We start from the raw sequence: 20010 nt of genomic DNA on the forward strand, positions 1-20010 counted from the left end.
GCTCCCGTGTTCGGGGTGTGCTCAGATCGCGCAGCCGTCCGGACCGCACGCGTCCTCGCCGCCGCCCACGGTCTCCAGGACGGGGTGGGCATCCGACCAGGCCTTCTCCAGCACCTGGCTGAAGACCTCGACCGGCTGGGCGCCGGAGACGCCGTACTTCCGGTCCACGACGTAGAAGGGGACGCCGCTGGCGCCGTACGCCGCGGCCTGGTCGACGTCCGCCTCGACCTCCGCCTCGAACTCGCGGCCGGCCAGCACCTCGTCGACCCGGGCAGCGTCGAGGCCGACCCCGGTCGCGACCTCACGCAGCACGGCGTGGTCGGCCACGTTGCGGGCCTGGCCGAAATAGGCGTCCAGCAGCGCCTCCTTGAGCTCGCCCTGCCGGCCCTCCTCGGCAGCCAGGTGCAGCAGCCGATGGGCGTCGAGGGTATTGGCGTGCGGGGAGTCCTCGTGTCGCCAGCGCATGCCCTCCTCGGCGGCGAGAGCGCTGACCCGACCCTGCGCCTCGGCGGCCTGCGCCGGCGTCATCCGGTACTTGCGCGCGAGCATCTCGCTCGCGGTCTCGGTCGGCTCCGTGGGCGCGGCCGGGTCGAGCTGGTAGGAGCGCCACACGATCTCGACCTCGTCACGGTGCGGGAACCGGGCAAGCGCCGTCTCCAGCCTGCGCTTGCCGATGTAGCACCACGGACAGACGACGTCGGACCAGATCTCGATACGCACGCCGGGACAACGACGGGGATCGGCATTCCATTCCACGATCCCATACAAGTATGGGATCGTGGGGCCTGCCGTCCCCCGTGCCGTCGATCGAGGAGCACCGGGTGTCGCGCACCAATCGGACCATCCGCACCGGGCGGAGACGACTCTCTCGCGCCCAGCGCCGGCTCGAGCAGGCCCTCGAGGCAGGCTGGCTGACCCTCGCCGTACCGAGCCGGGTCGATCCCGAGGAGACCCTGCACCGGGTGGCCAGCGACATCCTGGTCCGCGCGCGTGGTGGCCGCCCGGCACGGTCGGCCGGCGGCGCTGGCGCAGCTGCAGGAGGCCGAGCATCCCGATCCCGACGACCCGAGCGACCTCGCCGAGATCTGGCGGCTGGTGCTGCAGGCGGTCAGGTCCGCGCTATAGCCGAAATGACGACCGGGGTGCCGCCGTTGGCGGCACCCCGGTCAGACGTCCGCTGCGGTCAGCGGGCAGCGCTGCCGTCGGTGTAGTCGGCGTCCTGCTGCTTCCAGGCGAAGTGCGCCCGCAGCACCTTGCCGGTGGCCTCGATGGGGTGCTGGGCCTCCTTCTCGCGCAGCTCGAGGAACTCCTTGGCGCCGTTGTCCTGGTCGGCGATGAAGCGCTTGGCGAAGGCCCCGGACTGGATGTCGTCGAGGATCGCCTTCATCGACGCCTTCACCTCGGGGGTCACCACCCGCGGGCCGGAGACGTAGTCGCCGTACTCGGCGGTGTCGGAGACCGACCAGCGCTGCTTGGCGATGCCGCCCTCCCACATCAGGTCGACGATGAGCTTGAGCTCGTGGAGCACCTCGAAGTAGGCGATCTCGGGCTGGTAGCCGGCCTCGGTGAGGGTCTCGAAACCGGCCTGGACGAGGTGGCTCACGCCGCCGCACAGGACGGCCTGCTCACCGAACAGGTCGGTCTCGGTCTCCTCGGTGAAGGTGGTCTTGATGACGCCGGCTCGGGTGCCGCCGATGCCCTTGGCGTAGGACTTGGCCAGCTCCCAGGCCTGGCCCGAAGCGTCCTGCTCGACGGCGATGATGTCCGGAATGCCGCGGCCGGCGACGTACTCGCGGCGGACGGTGTGGCCCGGCGCCTTCGGGGCCACCATGATCACGTCCACGCCCTCCGGCGGGGTGATGTAGCCGAAGCGGATGTTGAAGCCGTGGCCGAAGACCAGGGTCTTGCCCGCGGTCACGTGCGGAGCCAGCTCGTTGTTGAACAGGCCGCGCTGGTGCTGGTCGGGCGCGAGGATGACGACGACGTCGGCTTCGGCGGCGGCCTCGGCCGGCGAGAGGACGGTGAAGCCCTCGTCCTGGGCCTTCGGGGTGCTCTTCGAGCCCGGCTGCAGGCCGATGCGGACGTCCACACCGGAGTCACGCAGGTTCAGCGCGTGGGCGTGGCCCTGGCTGCCGTAACCGATGACCGCCACCTTCTTGGCCTGGATGAGGCTCAGGTCGGCGTCGTCGTCGTAGTAGATCTCAGCCACGGGGGCTTCTCCTTCTGCTGTGTTCTTCTCTTGGTGAATTCTGGAGTACGGCGCTCAGCCGGCGGCCGGCGGCGCCGGGGTCGCGACCGGGCGCAGGGTGCGCTCGGAGATGGAGCGGGAGCCGCGGCCGATGGCGACCATGCCGGACTGGACCAGCTCGCGCACGCCGAACGGCTCGAGCACGCGCAGGAGGTCGGCCAGCTTGCCGCTGTTGCCGATCGCCTGGATCGTGACCGCCTCGGGGGCGACGTCGATCGTCTTGGCGCCGAACAGCTGGACCACGTCGAGCACCTGACCACGGGTCTCGGCGGTGGCGCTGACCTTGACCAGCAGCAGCTCGCGCTGCACCGAGGCGTCGGGCTCGAGCTCGACGATCTTGATCACCTCGACGAGCTTGTTGAGCTGCTTGGTGACCTGCTCGAGCGGGGTCTCCTCGACGTTGACCACGATGGTCATCCGGGAGATCTCGGCGTGCTCGGTCGGGCCGACGGCGAGGCTGTCGATGTTGAAGCCGCGGCGGCTGAACAGCCCGGCGATCCGGGCCAGCACGCCCGGCTTGTTCTCGACCAGGACGCTGAGGGTGTGGGTGGTGGAGTCGGTCACAGGTCGTCCTCGTCGAACTTGGGCGCCAGGTCGCGCGCGTACTGGATCTCGTCGTTGCTGGCGCCGCCGTGGATCATCGGCCACACCATCGCGTCCTTGTGGACGCGGAAATCCACGACCACCGGGACGTCGTTGATCTCCATCGCCTTCTCGATCGTCGCGTCCACGTCCTCGGCGCTGTCGCAGGAGAGCCCGACGCAGCCGTAGGCCTCGGCGAGCTTGGTGAAGTCCGGGATGCGGGTCGGGCCGGCGTGGCGCTGCAGGTTGGTGTTGGAGTAGCGCTCGTTGTAGAGCAGCGTCTGCCACTGGCGCACCATGCCGAGGTTCTCGTTGTTGATCACCGCGACCTTGATCGGAATGTTCTCGATCGCGCAGGTGGCCAGCTCCTGGTTGGTCATCTGGAAACACCCGTCACCGTCGATGGACCACACCGTGGTGTCCGGTCGGCCGACCTTGGCGCCCATCGCCGCGGGCACCGAGTAGCCCATGGTGCCGGCGCCACCGGAGTTGAGCCAGGTGTTCGGGTTCTCGTAGCCCACGAACTGGGCCGCCCACATCTGGTGCTGGCCGACGCCGGCGACGTAGACCGCCTCGGGGCCGGCGATCTTGCCCAGCCGCTCGATGACGTACTGCGGCGCGAGCCCCTCGGCCGGGGTGTCGTAGCCCAGCGGGTAGTTCTTCTTCACGCCCGACACGAAGGCGACCCAGGACTCGTAGTCGCCCTGCCGGCCGGCGGCGTACTCCTGCTCGAGCACGGCGGTCAGGTCGAGCACGACCTCCTTGACGTCGCCCACGATCGGGACGTCGGCACGGCGGTTCTTGCCGATCTCGGCCGGGTCGATGTCGGCATGGATGACCAGCGCGTGCGGCGCGAAGGAGTCGAGCCGGCCGGTCACTCGGTCGTCGAAGCGGGCGCCGAGGCTGATGATCAGGTCGCTCTTCTGCAGCGCCGCCACCGCGGCCACGGTGCCGTGCATGCCGGGCATGCCCAGGTGCTGCGGGTGGCTGTCGGGGAACGCCCCGCGCGCCATCAGGGTGGTCACCACCGGGATGCCGGTCATGGTCGCCAGCTTGAACAGCTCGCGGTGGGCGCCGGAGCGGATGGTGCCGCCGCCGACGTACAGGACCGGCTTGCGGGCGGCGAGGATGAGCTTGGCCGCCTCGCGGATCTGCTTGGCGTGCGGCTTGGTCACCGGGCGGTAGCCGGGCAGCTGCAGCTCGCTCGGCCAGGCGAAGGTGGTGCCGGCGGTCAGCGCCGACTTCGCGACGTCGACCAGGACCGGGCCGGGGCGGCCGGTCGAGGCGATGTGGAACGCCTCGGCGACGCGCTGCGGGATCTCCGCCGCGTCGGTGACCAGGAAGCTGTGCTTGGTGATCGGCATGGTGATGCCGCGGATGTCCGCCTCCTGGAAGGCGTCGGTGCCGATCAGCGACTCGGCGACCTGGCCGGTCACCGCCACCATCGGGACCGAGTCCATGTACGCGTCGGCCAGCGGCGTGACCAGGTTGGTCGCGCCCGGACCCGAGGTCGCCATGCACACGCCCACCCGGCCGGTGGCGGAGGCGTACCCCTCGGCGGCATGGCCCGCGCCCTGCTCGTGCCGGACCAGGATGTGCCGGATCTTGGAGTCCATGAGCGGGTCGTACGCCGGCAGGATCGCCCCGCCCGGGATGCCGAAGATGTGCTCGACCCCTGCCGCCTCCAGCGATCTCACCAGGCTCTGCGCGCCGGTGATGGTCTGATCCGTCATCGCTCGTTCCTCATCCTCTGCTTCTTGCTGGGTGCTGCGGGCGTCCTCGTGCAACAAAAAACCCTCCGGCCCGAGGGCAGCGGAGGGAGACGCGTCTACTGATCTGCTCAGTGGGCGCGTCGCGTGCGTACAAGAATGCTCTGCAGCATGCCCTCACGGTAGCCGCTCGCCGCGGCTCGCGTCATCACAGTCTGGCACTCGTCCCGGGATCTGAGACGGCGGTCCCACGATGTGGCTCGACGCAGCCGCGTCACGGCGACTCAGCCGCGATCCTGCACGGTGCAAATGCAGGCGCGATTGCCCTGCGGGTCGGCGAGCACCCAGAACGACGGCGCCTCGCTGTCGTCCACCAGCGACCCGCCCGCGGCCAGCGCGGCGGCGATCCGGGTCTCCGCCTGGTCGACCGGCACCCAGATGTCGGGGTGCCAGCGCTGCCGCGGGGTCTCGTGCTCGTCGGTGTCTTGGAACCACACCGTCGGCCCGCGGCCGGTGGAGTCGACCGCCTCGTGCTCGCGCACGGACTCGTCGTACCCGAGGATCGCGCGCCAGAACGGCAGCACCTCCGCATCGGCCCAGGTGTCCAGACCCCACTCGACCTGCTGCAGGGCGCCGGGCTCGGGATGGGCGCCGGCATCGCGGGCCAGCGCGCTGATCCGGTGGGCCAGCCGCAGGTCGCGACGGGTGACGCCGCCGACGTCGTGGCTGGCCAGCCGCGCCTCGACGTATCCCCAGCCGACGAGCAGGTCGGGATGGTGGTTGTCCTCCTCCGCGGCCTCGCCGATGGCGGCGGCGAGCGCCTGCGCCGAGACGAAGTCCCGGGTGCGGTAGCGCGCCGCCACGTGGTTGGCCAGGTGGCGGAAGTCCTCGGGCAGCCCATCGCCGATCTCGACGACGGAGAGCTTCTCCCGGTCCTGTCCGGCTGTAGCCATGACTCCACGATGCCACGGGCGGCCGGCCCTGACGAGGCCCCGGAGGCATCCGGTCGGCGCCGTGGGGTACCCCGGGTGGCATGTCCACCACAGCCTCATCGTCATCCGCCAGCGGGCCGGGCCACCGACTCACCCGCCGGCTGGGCATCGTGGGCCTGCTCTTCGCCAGCGTCGGCTCGATCATCGGCTCGGGCTGGCTGTTCGGTGCGATGCAGGCCGCCTCGGCCACCGGCCCCTCCGCGATCCTGTCGTGGGCCATCGGCGGGGTGATGATCGCGTTCATCGGCCTGGTCTACGCCGAGCTCGGCTCGATGTTCCCCATCGCCGGCGGCGTGGTGCGCTTTCCGCATCTGGCCTTCGGCTCGTTCGCCAGCTTCGTCGGCGGCTGGACGACCTGGGTCGCCGCTGCCACGACCGCGCCGATCGAGGTCGAGGGCGCGCTCCAGTATGCGACCCGCTACGCCGACTTCACCCGCACCAAGACGGTCAACGGCGCCCAAGTGCACACCCTGACCGGGTGGGGCTTCGTCGCCGCGGTCGTGCTGATGGCGCTGTTCGTGGTGATCAACTACATCGGGATCGCGTGGTTCGCCCGGGTCAACAACATCCTGGTGGTGTGGAAGCTGGCGATGATCACCCTGGTGGTCGTCGCCTTCCTGCTCACCACCTTCCACGGCGCCAACCTGAGCGACCACGGCTTCTTCGCCCACGGGGCACAGGGCGTCTTCAGCGCGGTGGCCACCTCCGGGATCGTCTTCTCCTATCTCGGCTTCCGGCAGGCCATCGAACTGGCCGGGGAAGGCTCCCGCCCGAAGCGGGACATCCCGCTGGCGGTGATCGGCTCCCTGCTCGTGACCGCGGTGCTCTACGTGCTGTTGCAGCTCGCCTTCCTGGTGGCCGTCGACCCCGGCCGGCTCGCCGCGCACGGCTGGGACAACGTCGCCGACACCCTGACCAACTCCGCCGGCCCGCTGGCCTCGATCGCCAGCACCATCGGGCTCGGCTGGCTGGCCGTCCTGCTCTACATCGACGCCGTCGTCTCGCCGGGCGACACCGGTCTGATCTACACCACGACGGCGGCGCGGATGTCCTATGCGATGGGTCGCAACGGCAACGCGCCGGCGGCGCTGGCCCGCACGACCGGTCGCGGCGCGCCCTGGGTCAGCCTGGCGGTTGCCTTCGTGGTCGGGCTGATCGCCTTCCTGCCGTTCCCGAGCTGGCAGCAGCTCGTCGGCTTCATCACCTCGGCCACCGTGCTGTCCTTCGGGTCGGGCCCGCTGGTCCTCGGCGCGCTGCGGCGGCGGCTGCCGGAGCGGGAGCGGCCGTTCCGGGTCCCGAGCGGCGACCTGCTGCCGATCCTGGGCTTCGTCTCCAGCAACCTGATCGTCTACTGGACCGGCTGGACGACGAACTGGAAGCTGTTCCTCGCCATCGTGCTCGGCATCGTCCTGTACGCCGTCCACGAGACGTTCGGCAAGGACACCCCGCCTCGGGAGCTGGCCGCGGGCGCCACCTGGGTCGTCCCCTGGCTGGCCGGGCTGGCGGTGCTCTCCTACGTCGGCGACTTCACCGGCGGCCGGGGCTGGGTGGCGTTCTGGCCGGCGATCGCGCTGGTCGCGGTCTTCTCGGTGGCGATCTACTACCTGGCGGTGCGCCAGGCGCTGCCGGCGGAGAAGATCCACGGGCACGTCACGAAGGCGGAGCGCGACACCGAGGACGACGACGAGGTGTTCGCAGGCGGCTGAGCCCTACGGCAGCACGAGGTCGCCGATCTCCCCGGGGTTGTAGGCGATCTCCCATCGGTAGCCGTCCGGGTCGGCGAAGTAGCCCGTATAGCCGCCCCACTCCCGCTCCTGGCCCGCGGTGACCGGGCCAGCACCCAGCTCGCGGGCGCGCCGCAGGATGGCGTCGACCTCCTCACGGGTGCGGACGTTGTGCGCCAGCGTCACCGGCGGCACGCCGGACGCCCCGGCGGCCCCGCCGGCGATCGGCCCGACCTCGGCCTCGAACGCGGCCCGATCCCACAGGCTCAGCACGACATGGGCGCCGACCCGGATCATCAGCACCTCGCCCTCGACGTACATCTGCGGGGTCCAGCCCAGGCCACCGCAGTAGAACTGCTCGCTGAGGGCCACGTCGGCCACGGCGAGCGTCACGAAGCTGATCCGCTGGTCCATGGGTCCACCATGGCATGGACGGCCGACAGTCAGCGGGGGGTGAGCTCGCTCAGCGCGGTCAGCTGGCGGCCGTCCGCGTCGAAGTTCGCCGGGTCGAGCCAGCGCTCGTGGGCCGCGCGGACCGTGGGCCACTCCGCGGCGGTGACGGAGAACCAGTCGGTGTCGCGGTTGCGACCTTTGACCACCATGTGATGGCGGAAACGACCCTCGTGGGTGAAGCCGAGCCTGGTCGCGGCGCGCCGGGACGGCTCGTTGAGGCTGTCGCACTTCCACTCGAAACGCCGGTAGCCGAGCTCGTCGAATGCGTGCCGCATCAGCAGGTGGATCGCCTCGGTGGCGGCTCGGGTGCGCTGCAGCGTCCGACCGAGGAGCACTCCCCCGAGCTCGACCTGGCCGTGCGTCGGCTCGATCCGCTGGTACGACGCGATGCCCGCGGCCCGTCCCGCCGCCGTACCCTCGGTCGGCACCAGCGCGAAGGTGACGTCCGTCGGCGAGTCGAGGAGCTCGGCCAGGTGCATCCACAGCGTGGGCAGCGACGTCGGTCGCTCGATGGTGCGGTAGGTCCACAGCGGGTCGTCGCCGGGCCCGCAGGTCGCCGCGAACAGGTCGCTGTAGTAGGCCGAGTCCAGCGGCAGCACGGTGACGTAGCGCCCGGTCAGGGTGACCGGCTCCGGCCACGGGGGCGGAGTCCAGCCCGGCACCGGCTCGCCGTACTCCTCAGGCATGGGCCCCTCCCCTCGGCCGGCTCACGTAGCCGACCACCATCCCGATCACCACGCCGATCAGCGTCTCCAGTGCCCGATCGCCGATCAGCTCGCCCACCGGCATCGGCCGTACCAGGTCGCCCATCAGCAGCGCCAGCGGGGTGATCGCGACCAGCGCGAGGGCGTAGTTGCGTCCCACGATCAGCTCGGCGAGCGCCTGCAGCAGCGTGACCAGCACGATGACGACCAGGCCGTGCGGGCCCAGCGCCAGCAGCGCCCAGGCCACCAGCAGTCCCAGCCCGGTGCCGACCAGCCGGTGGATGCCGCGAACCACCTGCATGGTCAGCGCCCGGGCCGCGAGCGGCACCACCGCGCCGACCATCGCCCAGTAGGGCCGGCCGATCCCGAAGGCGTTGGCGACCGCCCCTGCCACCAGCACGCCGACACCGGCCTGGAGGGCATAGCGCCAGGCACCCTCGACGGCGCCCCCCAGGGGCGTGGCCACCTCGAGGGAGCCGCCGCGCCGTACTCGTCGCAGCAGCGCGCCCGCACTGCCCACCCCGATCGCGAAGACGGCTGCCGCGGCCGAGACCAGCACGGCGGGTACGACGTCGGACAGCGTGGCCGGCACCGTCGCGACGGCGGCCACCCCGAAGACCTGGAAGAGCGACCCGGGCGGATGCCAGCCCTGCACGGCCGAGGCATAGGCCGCGAGCACCGCGACGACGGCGGCCACCGGCACCGCCAGCCACGACCGGTGCGCGGAGGCGGCGACCAGCGCGCCGATCGTCACCGCGCCGACCTGCCAGGCGCCGGCCGCGGCCTGGAGGCGTAGCCGCTGGGCATGCACTCGCTCGCGGCCGTAGAGCGAGGTGAAGGCGCCGAAGGCGGCGTAGAGCGACCAGCTCAGGTGGTCGGTGGCATCCAGGACCAGCAGCGGCACCAGCACCGAGACGGCGGCCCGGAAGGCGACCCGGTGCGCGCCGTTGTGCGGCCCCACGTCGACGAGTCGCTGGCCGAGTCCCTCGAGCGTCGCCATGCCGCCATCCTTCCAGGCGACCGGGCCCTCACTGGTAACTGACGAACCGGACCCTGGGGCGCAGCTTGACGACCTGGCGGGCGCTCATCCGGTGGATGTCGACCTGGTAGAAGAGCTTGAAGCCGAGCACGAACCTCCGCGGCCGCACCACCGCATGGAAGGTCTGCTTCTTCTCCCCCGGCGTGCCGAACCCGTCGACGTGCTGCACCATCGCCAGCCCCGGCCGGGCCTTGACCCGGTCGATGTGCCGGATCATCGCGGTGCGGAACTGGTGCAGCACGAACAGCTTCTGCGGCAGGTGGTCGCGCGCGACCAGCCGTGCCAGCCAGGCCGAGGTGCGGTTCACCTCGCCGGCCCCGACGTGCCCGATCACCCGGCCGGGCACGTCGTGCCCGCTCATCCGCCACTCCGGGTCCAGCGCGAGACCGACCCACGGGTCCGCCAGCGCCCAGCGCCAGCGCTTGGCGACGCTGAGGAAGTCGGCATGGCCGGGCTGGATGTCGAGCAGCAGCAGCGCGTCGTTGCGGTGCGCCGCCCGCAGGTAGGGCCTGACCTGCTTGCGGTTGATGTCGTGGCTGAAGTCGCCGTCCTTGCCCGGGTGCCGGTCGGCGATCGTGACGATCAGCTCGTAGACCAGCTGCACCGGACGACCGGCCCGGGCGAAGCTCTTGCCCGCGCGATGGAGCTGGCGCTGCATCTTCGCCGGCGAGGTCTTCCCCAGTACGCCGAGGGCACCGGTGCCGGCCGTGCCGTAGTACGCCACCAGGAACCGGCCGCCGCCGAAGACCGTGCTCCGGCCGCCGGGCAGGGTGGCCGGTGACTGGGCCGGTGACTGGGCCGGTGACTGGGTCGCTGACTGGGCCGCGACGACCGCCGCCGGCTCGGCCGACGACCCCCGGTCCGCGATCTTGCCGGTGGTGGCCACCGGACCGCCGTGGCCTCCCGGTGCGGCCGCCGCCGGCGCCACCGCGGCCAGGCCGATGTCGATCAGGCCGGCGTCGTTCGCCGCGATCCCGAAGCCGTTGACGACGACCACCACGCCGAGCGCTGCCAGCGCGGCGTGGAGGGCGACCCGAGTGGAGCCGTGGCTCACTCGGGGACGCGGCGATAGGCGCCGTCGGAAGCGGCCGTCGCCATCGAGGCGTAGGCCCGCAGCGCCGCCGAGACCTTCCGGTCACGCGCGAGCGGCGTGTAGGGCTTGTCCCGCTTCTCCTGGGCCGCACGCCGCTCGTCGAGGACCAGCTGATCGACCTCGAGCGCGATGGTGCGGTGGGGGATGTCGATGAAGATCGGGTCGCCGGTCTCGACCAGCGCGATCAGGCCACCGCCGGCCGCCTCGGGCGAGATGTGCCCGATGGACAGGCCGGAGGTGCCGCCGGAGAAGCGGCCGTCGGTGATCAGCGCGCACGCTTGGCCGAGCCCACGGCCCTTGAGGAACGAGGTCGGGTAGAGCATCTCCTGCATGCCGGGACCGCCCTTGGGTCCCTCGTAGCGGATCACCACCACGTCGCCGGCCTCGACCTCCTTGTTGAGGATGCCGGCGACCGCGTCCTCCTGGGACTCGTAGACCTTCGCCGTACCGCGGAAGGTCCACACCTCCTCCGGGACGCCGGCCGTCTTCACGACGCAGCCGTCCTCGGCCAGGTTGCCCTTGAGGATCGCCAGGCCGCCGTCGACGGTGTAGGCGTGCTCGCGGTCGCGGATGCACCCCTCCACCGGATCGAGGTCGGGGCTGCTCCAGACGTTCTCGGTGGAGAACGGCTCGGTGGTGCGCACCCCGCCGGGTGCGGCCAGGAAGAGCTGGTGGGCCCGCTCGGAGGCCTTGCCACCGCGGATGTCCCACTCGTCCAGCCACGACTGCAGGTCGGGCGCGTGCACCGCATGGACGTCGGTGTTGAGCAGGCCGGCACGGTTCAGCTCACCCAGGATGGCCGGGATGCCGCCGGCGCGGTGGACGTCCTCCATGTGGTACTTCGGGCTGTTCGGCGCAACCTTGCTCAGGCACGGCACCCGCCGCGAGACGGCGTCGATGTCGTCGACGGTGAAGCCCAGCTCCGCCTCGCGGGCGGCCGCCAGCAGGTGCAGCACGGTGTTGGTCGACCCGCCCATCGCCACGTCGAGGGCGAAGGCGTTCTCGAAGGCCTGCCGTGTGGCGATGCTGCGCGGCAGCACCGACTCGTCGCCGTCCTGGTAGTAGCGCCGGGCCAGCTCGACGACGGTCCGGCCGGCCCCGACGAAGAGGTCCTTGCGGGCCGCGTGGGTGGCCAGCGTGGAGCCGTTGCCGGGCAGGGAGAGGCCGATCGCCTCGGTGAGGCAGTTCATCGAGTTGGCGGTGAACATGCCCGAGCAGGAGCCGCAGGTCGGACAGGCGGAACGCTCGATGGTGGCGAGCTGCTCGTCGCTGACGTTGTCGTTGGCGCTGGCGATCATCGCGTCGATCAGGTCGAGCTTCTCGTGCACGATGCCCTCGATCGCGACCGTCTTGCCGGCCTCCATCGGGCCGCCGGAGACGAAGACGACCGGGATGTTGAGTCGCAGCGCGGCCAGCAGCATGCCGGGGGTGATCTTGTCGCAGTTGGAGATGCACACCAGCGCGTCGGCGCAGTGCGCGTTGACCATGTACTCGACCGCGTCGGCGATCAGCTCGCGGCTGGGCAGCGAGTAGAGCATCCCGCCGTGGCCCATCGCGATGCCGTCGTCGACGGCGATGGTGTTGAACTCCTTGGCAACCGCGCCGGCCTCCTTGATGGAGTCGGCGACGAGCTTGCCCATGTTGCGCAGGTGCACGTGCCCGGGCACGAACTCGGTGAACGAGTTGGCCACCGCGATGATCGGCTTGCCGAAGTCGTCATCGGTCATGCCGGTGGCGCGCCACAGGGCGCGCGCGCCGGCCATGTTGCGGCCCTGGGTGGACGTGGCGGAACGGAGCGTGGGCATGGCCCAAGGCTAACCCCGCCGTCGGCACGGCGAGGGGTGCGTCCTCAAGACTGGACGGTCGGGCCTTTGGCGGCGACGCTGTCCCCATGCGGCGGCGTACGGCTGACGTCTGGGTGGGAGCGATCGGCATCGTGGTGCTGATCCTCGTCGCCGGCGTGCTGCTGATCCGGGCGGGTTCCCACCGCGGTGGTGACCACGGGCGACGGGCGACGACGTGGAGTCGGTACGCCGTCACCGGCGACCGGCTTCGCGTCGAGTTCGAGGGCAGCCCGTGCGACACCGGCACGGCGAGCCTGCGGGAGCAGCCGGACCGGGTCGTGGTGACCGCCTACCTGAAGGCGTCGGGGACGTGCGTCGCCCTGGCCGCCGGCCTCGACGCAGAGGTGCGGCTGCACGCTCCGCTCGGCAGCCGACCGGTGTACGACGGCGCCTGCCTGCAGCGCTCCGACACGCCGAACGACCCGGCCTGCGTGCGCTCGGCCCACGACCAGGCCGGAGGGATCTAGGGGATCAGCGCCGCGCGCACCGCCATCACGTCCGGCAGGTCCGAGGCCAGCGACCGCCAGGTCTCGCCCTCGTCGGCCGAGCCCCATACCGTGCCGTTGCGGGCGCCGACGTACACCCCGGCGGGATCCTGGTCGTCGGCGCACATGGCGTCGCGCATCACCGCGACGTAGAAGCTGTCCGGCAGCCCGTCGGCCAGCTCCTGCCAGCTCTCCCCCGCGTCGGTGGAGCGCCACACCCGGGCCTTGGCCTCGGGCGGGTAGCGATGCTCGCCGGCCTGGATCGGGAAGAGGTAGAGCGTGTCGGGCCGGCGCGGATGCACCACGACCGGGAAGCCGAAGTCGGCCGGCAGCCCGTCGGCGATCGAGCGCCAGGAGCCGCCCTCGTCGTCGGACCGGTAGACGCCACCGTGGTTCTGCAGGTAGAGCCGCTCGGGCCGGACCGGGTCGCGGGCGATCTTGTGCACGCACTGGCCGAACTCCGGATACTGCTGGCCCTCGGGCAGGAAGATCGCGCGGATGCCCTGGTTGCGCGGCTCCCACGCCTCGCCGCCGTCGTGGGTCTGGTAGACCCCGCCGGTCGAGATCGCCACCGTGACCGAGTCCGGGTCGGTGGGGTGCGGCAGGATCGTGTGGAATGCCTGGCCGCCGAAGCCGGCGTTCCACTGCGTCCGGTGCGGGTGGTCCCACAGCCCGCGGATCAGCGCGAAGCTCTCCCCGCCGTCGGTCGAGCGGAACACCGCGCCCGGCTCGGTGCCGGCCCAGACCGTCCCGTCCGGCCCGACTGCCAGCTGCCAGATCCGCGACACGCTCTCGTCGACGTCGTCGGGGAACTTCACCGACGTCTCCTGCCAGGTGGCGCCGCCGTCGGTGCTGCGCCGCACGACCGGACCCAGCCACAGGCTGGACGCGCCGGCGTAGAGCGTCGTGGCCTCCTCGCGCGCGTCGACGAGGCAGGAGTAGACCTCCTCCACGTCGAAGTGCGGCCCGTCGAAGTCCCAGCTCGCCCGCGCGTCGTCGGACCGGCCGAGCCACAGCCCCTTGCGGGTCCCGACCATCAGCATCGTGCTCATGCTCCTAGGGTGACCCCGTGCCCTCACCGGTGTCAGCAGGTATGACGGTGAAATCCGCGGTGCTGCTCGTCCTGACCGGCATCGTGTCGGTGCAGTTCGGCGCGGGCGTGGCCAAGTCGCTGTTCGACGACGCCGACCCCACCACCATCGCCTGGCTACGGCTGTGCGTCTCGGCGCTGGTGATGCTGGCCTGGACCCGGCCGCGGCTGCGCGGGCGCAGTCGGCGCGACTGGCAGCTGGCGATCGGCTTCGGCGCGGCACTCGGGCTGATGAACTGGTCGATCTACCAGTCCTTCGCCCGGATCCCGCTCGGCATGGCGGTGATGGTGGAGTTCGCCGGGCCGCTGACGCTGGCGGTGGTCGGCTCCCGTCGGGCGCGGGACCTGCTGTGGGTGCTGCTGGCCGGCATCGGTGTGCTGCTGCTCGGCCTCGAGCCGGGCTCGCTCACCCTCGCCGGGGTGGGGTTCGCCCTGCTGGCCGGGGCCGCCTGGGCGGCGTACATCCTGCTAAGCAGGGGCACCGGGGCGCGCTGGCCGGGGCTGGACGGCCTGGCGATCGCCTCCACGGTCGCCGCGCTGTTGCTCACCCCGCTCACGCTCGGCAGGTACGGCGACCAGCTCGGGCAGCCCCGGGTGCTCGCGCTCGGTGCGGTGGTCGGCGTACTCAGCTCGGTGATCCCCTACAGCTGCGAGCTGGTCGCGCTGCGGACGCTGCGGCCGGCGGTCTTCGGCATCCTGATGAGCCTGGAGCCCGGGGTGGCGGCGCTGGCCGGATTGGCGGTGCTCGGCGAGACCCTCGGCGTACTGCAGTGGGTGGCACTGCTGTGCGTGGTGGCGGCCAGCGTCGGGGCTACTCGAGACTGGGGCGCGGAGCCGTCGGCGTAGCCGACGGCCCGGTTAACCTGGCTGTCACCAAAGGGTGAGACGGGCGTCGCCCACGCCCTTGACCGCTGGCCTACTGTGAGCGAGACGGTTCCCCTGATCCCCCGCTCCGGGAGTCCTCATGTCACCCTTCCTGCTGGTCCCCCATACCCTCATCAAGCCGTTGCAGTGGTCGCTGGAGTGGCCCACCACCTCCGCGGTGCGTGCCCGCCGCAACGCCCGCACCGCGCTCGCCGCGCTGTCCGTTCGGCGTGCCGAGCGCGAGGACGTCGAGCGCTTCCTGGCCTCCTGGCGCGCCGACCGCACCGAGGTGCCCCGACCCCGCCAGGCCCGGTGACGCACTCCACAGACGACGCCGGCCGTGGCCTGGGCCGGCTACGGCACAATCGAGGCATGCAGTTGCCGAAGGCCGCGGCGCGCTCGACCGTCGCTTTCCGCGATGTCCTCTCGGACGACGGCACGCTGCTGCGGGCCTGGACCAACGACCCCGACGGGATCATCGACGGGCCCACGGTGCTGTTGTGCAACGGCCTGGCGACCTCGCCGTGGAACTGGCCGGCCCTGCTGCACACCGACTGCGGTGTCCGGGTCGTCTCCTGGGCCCACCGCGGCACCGCCGGGTCCGACCGCCCCGACGACCCCGACCGGGTCGGCGTCCAACAGTTCGTGGAGGACGCGCTCTCGGTGATGGACCACTTCGGGCTGCACCGCCCGGTGGTGATGGGGTGGTCGGTCGGCGTGAACACCATGTTCGAGCTCGCCGCGCAGCATCCGGAGCGGGTGGCGGGGCTGTTCGCGGTCGCCGGCGTACCGGGGGACACCTTCTCCACCATGCTCGGACCGCTCTACCTGCCGCGGCCGCTGGTGCGCGCCGTGACGGTGGGCGCCTCGCGCGGGCTGCGGCTCGCGGGCCGCGTCCTCACCCCGCTGACCACCCGGCTGCCGGTGGGCCCGCACACCATCGATGCGCTCTCCCGCACCGGCCTGATCTTCCCGGTGCCGGACCCGGAGCTGGCCGCGCTGGCGCTGCACGAGTTCCTGCGCACCCCGATCGAGTGGTACTTCCACCTCGCGCTGCGCACCTCCGAGCACGGTCGGGTCTCACTGCGCCGGATCAAGGTGCCGGTGCTCTTCGTCGCCGGCTCCTGGGACCTGCTCGCCGGCGCCCGCCACATGGCCTCCGCCGCAGCTCGGGTGCCCGACGGCACCTACGTGCAGTTGCACGGCTCCCACTTCGTGCAGATGGAGCAGCCCGAGCGGGTGCACCGGCTGCTGCTGGAGTTCCTGGAGCGGGTCGGCCGGGTCGGCGCGCTGCGTTAGCGGGGTAGTTCGGGGAGAAACTGTCGCTTTACTGGTCAGTAACCGACCGTTTCCCCCCGAACTACCCCCACCACGGTCGCCCGCCGCGCGGCCCGCCGCAGGGTGGTGAGCACCGCGGGACCGAGGATGACCACGGCGACGGCGGTAGTGATGGCGCGGCCGGTATCGAAGCTGCCGGTCGAGGTCAGCAGGGTGTAGCGGCCGAAGGTGGCCAGGTTCTGCCACAGCGACGCGGACGGGTCGAAGGACAGGTTGCCGGTGTGGCCCGGCACCGCGACACCGGTCAGCAGCGGCCAGCCCTGGAGATTGAGCAACAGCCCGTAGACGTAGGACGCGACCACGCCGTACGCCGCGAGCATCGCGATCTCGGTGCGTCCCGACGCCCGGCGCGGCAGCAGCCCCGCCCCCATCCCGACCCAGGCCGAGACCAGCATCTGGTAGGGCAGCCATGGCCCCACCCCGGCGGTCGTCAGCGCGCTGGCGAACAGCGACGTGCAGCCGAGCACGAACCCGAACCCGGGGCCGAACACCCGCCCGGCCAGCACCAGGAGGAAGAAGACCAGCTCCACCCCGGCGGTACCGGCGGAGATGCCGCGCAGCACCGCGTTGACGGCGCTGAGTACGCCGAGGACCGCGAGCACCCGCGGATCCAGGCCGCCCTCCCCCAGCTCGGCAAGCACGACGGCCACGATCACCGGCAGGAGCAGCAGGAACAGAAACGGCGGCTGCACCGTGCCGCCGCCGTGCACCAGCAACGGCCAGCACAGCATCATCAGCCCGGCCAGCGAGGCCAGCGCCAGCACCGCCCCGGAGCGCAGCGAGAGTCGGACCGCCGTCATCCGGGCACCTGACCTTCCTCACCGCGACACGCCGATCGAGGGGGCGCAAGGTCAGGTGCCTGGGTCTCACCGACGGCCGCGGCCACCTCGTCGACCCGCAGCCAGCCCGGGCCGAGCACCTTGCCGACCTGGGGTGCGAACGCGGGCGACTCCGCCACCACCCGCCGGGTCGGTCCCTCGCTGACGATCTCGCCCTCGGCCACCACCACCACCCGGTCGGCCACCTGGGCGGTGAACTCCACGTCGTGCGTGGCCACGAGCACCGCGTGCCCGGCGTCGGCCAGGTCGCGCAGGATCCGGGCGAGGTGGGCCTTGGCGGCGTAGTCGAGTCCACGGGTCGGCTCGTCGAGGAGGACCACGTCGGGCCGTGCCGCGAGCACCAGGGCCAGCGCCAGCGCCAGCCGCTGGCCCTCGGAGAGGTCGCGCGGATGCCTGTCGTCGGGGATGCCGGGCACCAGCAGGTCCAGCAGCGCGCGGGTGCCCACCCCGCCCGCGCGGCACTCCTCGGCGACGGTCTCCAGGTAGAGCAGGTCGGCCGCGGTCTGCGGCAGCAGCCCGACCCTGGCGCGTCGGCCGGCCGGATCGAGCGCGGCCGGGTCCTCGCCACCCACCCGCACGCTGCCCGCCTGCCGCGGCTGGCTGCCCTGCAGCGCCCACAGCAGGGTGGACTTACCGGCACCGTTGCGACCCATCAGCGCGGTGACGGTGCCGCCGTACAAGTCGAGCGAGACCTCGCGCAGCGCGACGGTGCGCCCGCGGGTCACACCCACCCCGCGGGCGCAGAGCGCGAGCGGGCCACCAGGCGCCTCGGCCGGCACCGGCGGGGCGAGGTCGAGTCCACGAGCGCGGCGGCGGGCGTCGCGCACGGTCAGCGGCAGCGGCGACCAGCCCAGGGCTCGGCCGAGCTCGACCAGCGGGGGTACGACGGGCGAGGTCGCCAGCACGTCGGCCGGCGACCCGAGTGTGACCTCGCCGGAGCCGGTGAGCAGCGCGATCCGGTCGGCGAACGGCACCACCCGCTCCAGCCGGTGCTCGGCCAGCAGCACGCTCACGCCGAGGTCGTGCACCAGCCGGGTGAGGGTGGCGAGCACATCCTCGGCCGCGGTCGGGTCCAGCGCGCTGGTGGGCTCGTCGAGGACGAGCAGACGTGGGTGCATGGTCAGCACCGAACCGATCGCGACGCGCTGCTGCTGGCCACCGGAGAGGGTGCGCAGGTCACGGGCGCGCAGGTCGGCGATCCCGAGCAGGTCGAGCGTCTCCTCGACCCGGCGCCGCATCGTCGCAGGAGGCAGGCCGAGCTGCTCCATGCCGTAGGCCAGCTCCTCCTCGACGGTGTCGGTGACGAAGCCGGCCGCCGGGTCCTGCCCGACGTACCCGATCACCGCGGCGCGCTCCCGCGGCGGAGTGTGCACGACGGAGCGCCCGTCGAGGAGCACGTCGCCGCTCAGCGTGCCGCCGCTGAATCGCGGCACCAGCCCGCTGACCACGCCGAGCAGCGTGGACTTGCCCGAGCCGGTGGGTCCCGAGACGAGCAGCAGCTCGCCCTCCTCGACCTCGAGGCTGACATGATCGAGGACCGGCGCGCTCGCGCCGGCGTGGGTGACGGTGACGTCCTCGAGCCGGATCATGCCGCCGCCACCGCCGGCTCGGGGGTGGCCACGGCAGGAAGCAGCCCGACGAGTACGCCGACCAGCGCCACCAGGCTGACCGTCGGGGCGCCGGTCACGTCGGGATAGGCCACCACGCCCTGATGATGCCCGACCCACCAGCCGACCACGCCGACGGTCAGACCGGTGAGCAGCACCACGGTCTCGGGCCAACGCCACCGGTCGGGTCGATAGACGGTGCGCTCCACCCGCCGGCCCGCGGCGACCAGACCGGCCGCGGCCAGCACCAGGCCGGCGATCACCATCGGCGCGGCCAGCCAGCGCGGTGCGGTCGGGTCGAGGACGCCATAGGTGCCCAGGCACAGGCCGAGCAGTCCCAGCAGCATCAGCGTGCCGGTGGTCCGGCGCTGCCGTGGGCTCGCGGTGCCGGCACGGCCGTAGCCGCGGGTGTCCATCCCGGCGGCCAGCGACAGGGAGCGCTCCAGCGCGTCCTCCAGCACCGGTACCAGGAACCTGCGCAGACGACCGATCCGGCGAGTGTCGCCGGCCCGGAGCTGTTGGGCACGCCGTACCCGCTGGGTCGACTCGGCCAGCTGCGGCAGCACCGTGACCGCCACGACCAGCGCGGTACCGATCTCGTACAGCGCCGGCGGGACGCTGCGCAGCAGTCGCTTGGGGTTGGCCAGCGCGTTGGCGGCGCCGACGGCGACCACGATCGTCGCCAGCCGCAAGCCGTCGTAGAGGCCGGCCAGCAGTGCCTCCCGGGTCAGCGGGCCGAGCAGGGTGATGCCGAGGACCCAGTGCGGCAGCGGGATCGTCGGCAGGTGTACCAGGACGTGGCCGGGCGTGGCGCCGAGCAGGATCCGGAAGAGCACTCGGATCACCACGATCGCCGCCGCTACGCCCAGGTAGAGCCGGAACGATCGGCTCCAGGGCTGCTCCCCGCGCCGGGCAGCGACCACCAGGGCCGCCACGCCGATGAGCAGGACGAGGAGCCAGGGGTTGGTCGTGGCCGAGGCGTACGCCGCCAGACCGATCGCCCACGCCCACCATGCCAGCGGATGGAGATCCCTCCTCATGCGCGGCGTCGTCGCGCCACCGCGATGCCGCCGCCGGCGGCCAGGACGGCCACCACGACGACCGGCGCGACCCAGCCCGGTAGGCCGCCACCGCTACTCGGCTGGTCGGTCTCGGCGGCGGAGGTCGTCGGCGACGGGGCCACTGGCAGCGTCGTGGAGGCGACCTCCGTGCTCGCCGACGGAGTGGGGCCGGCACCCGTCGGACTGGCCGAGGTGGTAGGTAGAGCGCCGGCGCTGGATGAGGCCGTCGCGCTCCCGCTGGCGGTGACACGGGGAGTCGGGCTGACGCTCAGTGACGCCGGATGCGTGGTCGTCTTGTGCGGGTGCTTCTTCCTGGTCGGCTTCTGGGACGACTTGGT

The 20010-nt window shown here is 72.0% G+C and carries 21 protein-coding genes; 7 read left to right on the forward strand and 14 right to left on the reverse strand.

Annotated elements, in window-relative coordinates:
* Window positions 1-21: 21 nt before the first annotated feature.
* A complete protein-coding gene (locus VHA72_RS01370; protein ID WP_325572646.1) occupies window positions 22-720 on the reverse strand; it encodes a DsbA family oxidoreductase in 699 nt (232 codons plus the stop codon).
* Window positions 721-993: 273 nt separating this feature from the next.
* Here VHA72_RS01370 and VHA72_RS01375 point away from each other — a divergent pair, with 273 nt between their 5' ends.
* Window positions 994-1125, forward strand: a complete 132-nt coding sequence (locus tag VHA72_RS01375) for a hypothetical protein (protein ID WP_325572647.1) — start codon at window positions 994-996, stop codon at window positions 1123-1125.
* Between the two features lie 58 nt (window positions 1126-1183).
* On the opposite strand, the gene ilvC is transcribed toward VHA72_RS01375, so the two are convergent.
* The 4 genes from ilvC to VHA72_RS01395 all read right to left on the reverse strand — a co-directional run bounded on the left by ilvC (window position 1184) and on the right by VHA72_RS01395 (window position 5492).
* Complete coding sequence (ilvC, locus tag VHA72_RS01380) at window positions 1184-2209, reverse strand: ketol-acid reductoisomerase (RefSeq protein WP_325572648.1); 1026 nt, start codon at window positions 2207-2209, stop codon at window positions 1184-1186.
* Window positions 2210-2263: 54 nt separating this feature from the next.
* The gene (gene ilvN / locus VHA72_RS01385) at window positions 2264-2812 is read right to left on the reverse strand and encodes an acetolactate synthase small subunit (RefSeq protein ID WP_325572649.1); all 549 of its coding nucleotides are present in this window, start codon (window positions 2810-2812) and stop codon (window positions 2264-2266) included.
* Window positions 2809-4563: an acetolactate synthase large subunit gene (locus tag VHA72_RS01390; protein WP_414689736.1), complete on the reverse strand. Its 1755-nt coding sequence runs from the start codon at window positions 4561-4563 to the stop codon at window positions 2809-2811. The genes ilvN and VHA72_RS01390 overlap by 4 nt, the downstream gene beginning before the upstream one ends.
* 260 nt (window positions 4564-4823) lie before the next feature.
* Window positions 4824-5492, reverse strand: coding sequence for a 4a-hydroxytetrahydrobiopterin dehydratase (locus VHA72_RS01395; protein ID WP_325572651.1), 669 nt, complete (start codon window positions 5490-5492; stop codon window positions 4824-4826).
* A gap of 80 nt (window positions 5493-5572) precedes the next feature.
* Here VHA72_RS01395 and VHA72_RS01400 point away from each other — a divergent pair, with 80 nt between their 5' ends.
* On the forward strand, window positions 5573-7237 hold the full coding sequence (locus VHA72_RS01400) for an APC family permease (protein WP_325572652.1): 1665 nt from the start codon (window positions 5573-5575) through the stop codon (window positions 7235-7237).
* A gap of 3 nt (window positions 7238-7240) precedes the next feature.
* Here the strand turns inward: VHA72_RS01400 and VHA72_RS01405 are convergent, their stop codons facing one another.
* Genes VHA72_RS01405 through ilvD form a run of 5 tightly spaced genes read right to left on the reverse strand, consistent with a single transcriptional unit; the run spans window position 7241 to window position 12349 of the window.
* Window positions 7241-7669 carry a VOC family protein gene (locus VHA72_RS01405; RefSeq protein WP_325572653.1) on the reverse strand — a complete coding sequence of 143 codons (429 nt, stop codon included), beginning with the start codon at window positions 7667-7669 and terminating at the stop codon, window positions 7241-7243.
* Window positions 7670-7698: 29 nt separating this feature from the next.
* The gene (locus VHA72_RS01410; protein ID WP_325572654.1) at window positions 7699-8394 is read right to left on the reverse strand and encodes a GNAT family N-acetyltransferase; all 696 of its coding nucleotides are present in this window, start codon (window positions 8392-8394) and stop codon (window positions 7699-7701) included.
* Window positions 8387-9412, reverse strand: a complete 1026-nt coding sequence (locus VHA72_RS01415; RefSeq protein WP_325572655.1) for an FUSC family protein — start codon at window positions 9410-9412, stop codon at window positions 8387-8389. Before VHA72_RS01415 ends, VHA72_RS01410 begins: the two co-directional genes overlap by 8 nt.
* Window positions 9413-9440: 28 nt before the next feature.
* Entirely contained in the window at window positions 9441-10505 is a 1065-nt protein-coding gene (locus VHA72_RS01420) for a hypothetical protein (protein ID WP_325572656.1), read from the reverse strand.
* Window positions 10502-12349, reverse strand: a complete 1848-nt coding sequence (gene ilvD, locus VHA72_RS01425; RefSeq protein WP_325572657.1) for a dihydroxy-acid dehydratase — start codon at window positions 12347-12349, stop codon at window positions 10502-10504. Before ilvD ends, VHA72_RS01420 begins: the two co-directional genes overlap by 4 nt.
* An 86-nt stretch (window positions 12350-12435) precedes the next feature.
* Between ilvD and VHA72_RS01430 the strand changes: the two genes are divergently transcribed.
* Window positions 12436-12855, forward strand: a complete 420-nt coding sequence (locus tag VHA72_RS01430) for a hypothetical protein (RefSeq protein WP_325572658.1) — start codon at window positions 12436-12438, stop codon at window positions 12853-12855.
* Here the strand turns inward: VHA72_RS01430 and VHA72_RS01435 are convergent.
* Entirely contained in the window at window positions 12852-13925 is a 1074-nt protein-coding gene (locus tag VHA72_RS01435) for a WD40/YVTN/BNR-like repeat-containing protein (RefSeq protein ID WP_325572659.1), read from the reverse strand. The two genes, VHA72_RS01430 and VHA72_RS01435, sit on opposite strands and share 4 nt — an antisense overlap.
* Before the next feature lie 41 nt (window positions 13926-13966).
* Between VHA72_RS01435 and VHA72_RS01440 the strand changes: the two genes are divergently transcribed.
* The 3 genes from VHA72_RS01440 to VHA72_RS01450 all read left to right on the forward strand — a co-directional run bounded on the left by VHA72_RS01440 (window position 13967) and on the right by VHA72_RS01450 (window position 16126).
* Window positions 13967-14809 carry an EamA family transporter gene (locus VHA72_RS01440; RefSeq protein WP_325572660.1) on the forward strand — a complete coding sequence of 281 codons (843 nt, stop codon included), beginning with the start codon at window positions 13967-13969 and terminating at the stop codon, window positions 14807-14809.
* A gap of 118 nt (window positions 14810-14927) precedes the next feature.
* A complete protein-coding gene (locus tag VHA72_RS01445) occupies window positions 14928-15143 on the forward strand; it encodes a hypothetical protein (protein WP_325572661.1) in 216 nt (71 codons plus the stop codon).
* A 56-nt stretch (window positions 15144-15199) separates the two neighbouring features.
* Window positions 15200-16126: an alpha/beta fold hydrolase gene (locus VHA72_RS01450; protein ID WP_325572662.1), complete on the forward strand. Its 927-nt coding sequence runs from the start codon at window positions 15200-15202 to the stop codon at window positions 16124-16126.
* Between the two features lie 35 nt (window positions 16127-16161).
* Here the strand turns inward: VHA72_RS01450 and VHA72_RS01455 are convergent, their stop codons facing one another.
* From VHA72_RS01455 to VHA72_RS01465, 3 genes are read right to left on the reverse strand one after another with little or no spacing between them, the layout of a single operon-like run.
* The gene (locus VHA72_RS01455; RefSeq protein WP_325572663.1) at window positions 16162-16965 is read right to left on the reverse strand and encodes an ECF transporter S component; all 804 of its coding nucleotides are present in this window, start codon (window positions 16963-16965) and stop codon (window positions 16162-16164) included.
* The gene (locus VHA72_RS01460; protein WP_325572664.1) at window positions 16962-18593 is read right to left on the reverse strand and encodes an ABC transporter ATP-binding protein; all 1632 of its coding nucleotides are present in this window, start codon (window positions 18591-18593) and stop codon (window positions 16962-16964) included. Before VHA72_RS01460 ends, VHA72_RS01455 begins: the two co-directional genes overlap by 4 nt.
* Window positions 18590-19651, reverse strand: coding sequence for an energy-coupling factor transporter transmembrane component T family protein (locus tag VHA72_RS01465; protein WP_325572665.1), 1062 nt, complete (start codon window positions 19649-19651; stop codon window positions 18590-18592). Before VHA72_RS01465 ends, VHA72_RS01460 begins: the two co-directional genes overlap by 4 nt.
* On the opposite strand from VHA72_RS01465, the gene VHA72_RS01470 reads away from it, so the two are divergent.
* A partial coding sequence (locus VHA72_RS01470; RefSeq protein ID WP_325572666.1) for a hypothetical protein occupies window positions 19634-20010 on the forward strand: 377 nt, incomplete at its 3' end. The genes VHA72_RS01465 and VHA72_RS01470 overlap by 18 nt on opposite strands.

The sequence above is a fragment of the Nocardioides sp. genome, from assembly GCF_035547795.1.
Taxonomy (GTDB): domain Bacteria; phylum Actinomycetota; class Actinomycetes; order Propionibacteriales; family Nocardioidaceae; genus Nocardioides.

Coding starts and splice junctions, on each gene's coding strand:
- VHA72_RS01460 (WP_325572664.1), bottom strand. CDS start 18,593: ATGATCCGGCTCGAGGACGTCACCGTCACCCACGCCGGCGCGAGCGCG.
- VHA72_RS01415 (WP_325572655.1), bottom strand. CDS start 9,412: ATGGCGACGCTCGAGGGACTCGGCCAGCGACTCGTCGACGTGGGGCCG.
- VHA72_RS01400 (WP_325572652.1), top strand. CDS start 5,573: ATGTCCACCACAGCCTCATCGTCATCCGCCAGCGGGCCGGGCCACCGA.
- ilvD (WP_325572657.1), bottom strand. CDS start 12,349: ATGCCCACGCTCCGTTCCGCCACGTCCACCCAGGGCCGCAACATGGCC.
- VHA72_RS01445 (WP_325572661.1), top strand. CDS start 14,928: ATGTCACCCTTCCTGCTGGTCCCCCATACCCTCATCAAGCCGTTGCAG.
- VHA72_RS01455 (WP_325572663.1), bottom strand. CDS start 16,965: ATGACGGCGGTCCGACTCTCGCTGCGCTCCGGGGCGGTGCTGGCGCTG.
- VHA72_RS01450 (WP_325572662.1), top strand. CDS start 15,200: ATGCAGTTGCCGAAGGCCGCGGCGCGCTCGACCGTCGCTTTCCGCGAT.
- VHA72_RS01405 (WP_325572653.1), bottom strand. CDS start 7,669: ATGGACCAGCGGATCAGCTTCGTGACGCTCGCCGTGGCCGACGTGGCC.
- VHA72_RS01410 (WP_325572654.1), bottom strand. CDS start 8,394: ATGCCTGAGGAGTACGGCGAGCCGGTGCCGGGCTGGACTCCGCCCCCG.
- VHA72_RS01395 (WP_325572651.1), bottom strand. CDS start 5,492: ATGGCTACAGCCGGACAGGACCGGGAGAAGCTCTCCGTCGTCGAGATC.
- VHA72_RS01390 (WP_414689736.1), bottom strand. CDS start 4,563: ATGACGGATCAGACCATCACCGGCGCGCAGAGCCTGGTGAGATCGCTG.
- VHA72_RS01465 (WP_325572665.1), bottom strand. CDS start 19,651: ATGAGGAGGGATCTCCATCCGCTGGCATGGTGGGCGTGGGCGATCGGT.
- VHA72_RS01435 (WP_325572659.1), bottom strand. CDS start 13,925: ATGAGCACGATGCTGATGGTCGGGACCCGCAAGGGGCTGTGGCTCGGC.
- VHA72_RS01440 (WP_325572660.1), top strand. CDS start 13,967: ATGACGGTGAAATCCGCGGTGCTGCTCGTCCTGACCGGCATCGTGTCG.
- VHA72_RS01430 (WP_325572658.1), top strand. CDS start 12,436: ATGCGGCGGCGTACGGCTGACGTCTGGGTGGGAGCGATCGGCATCGTG.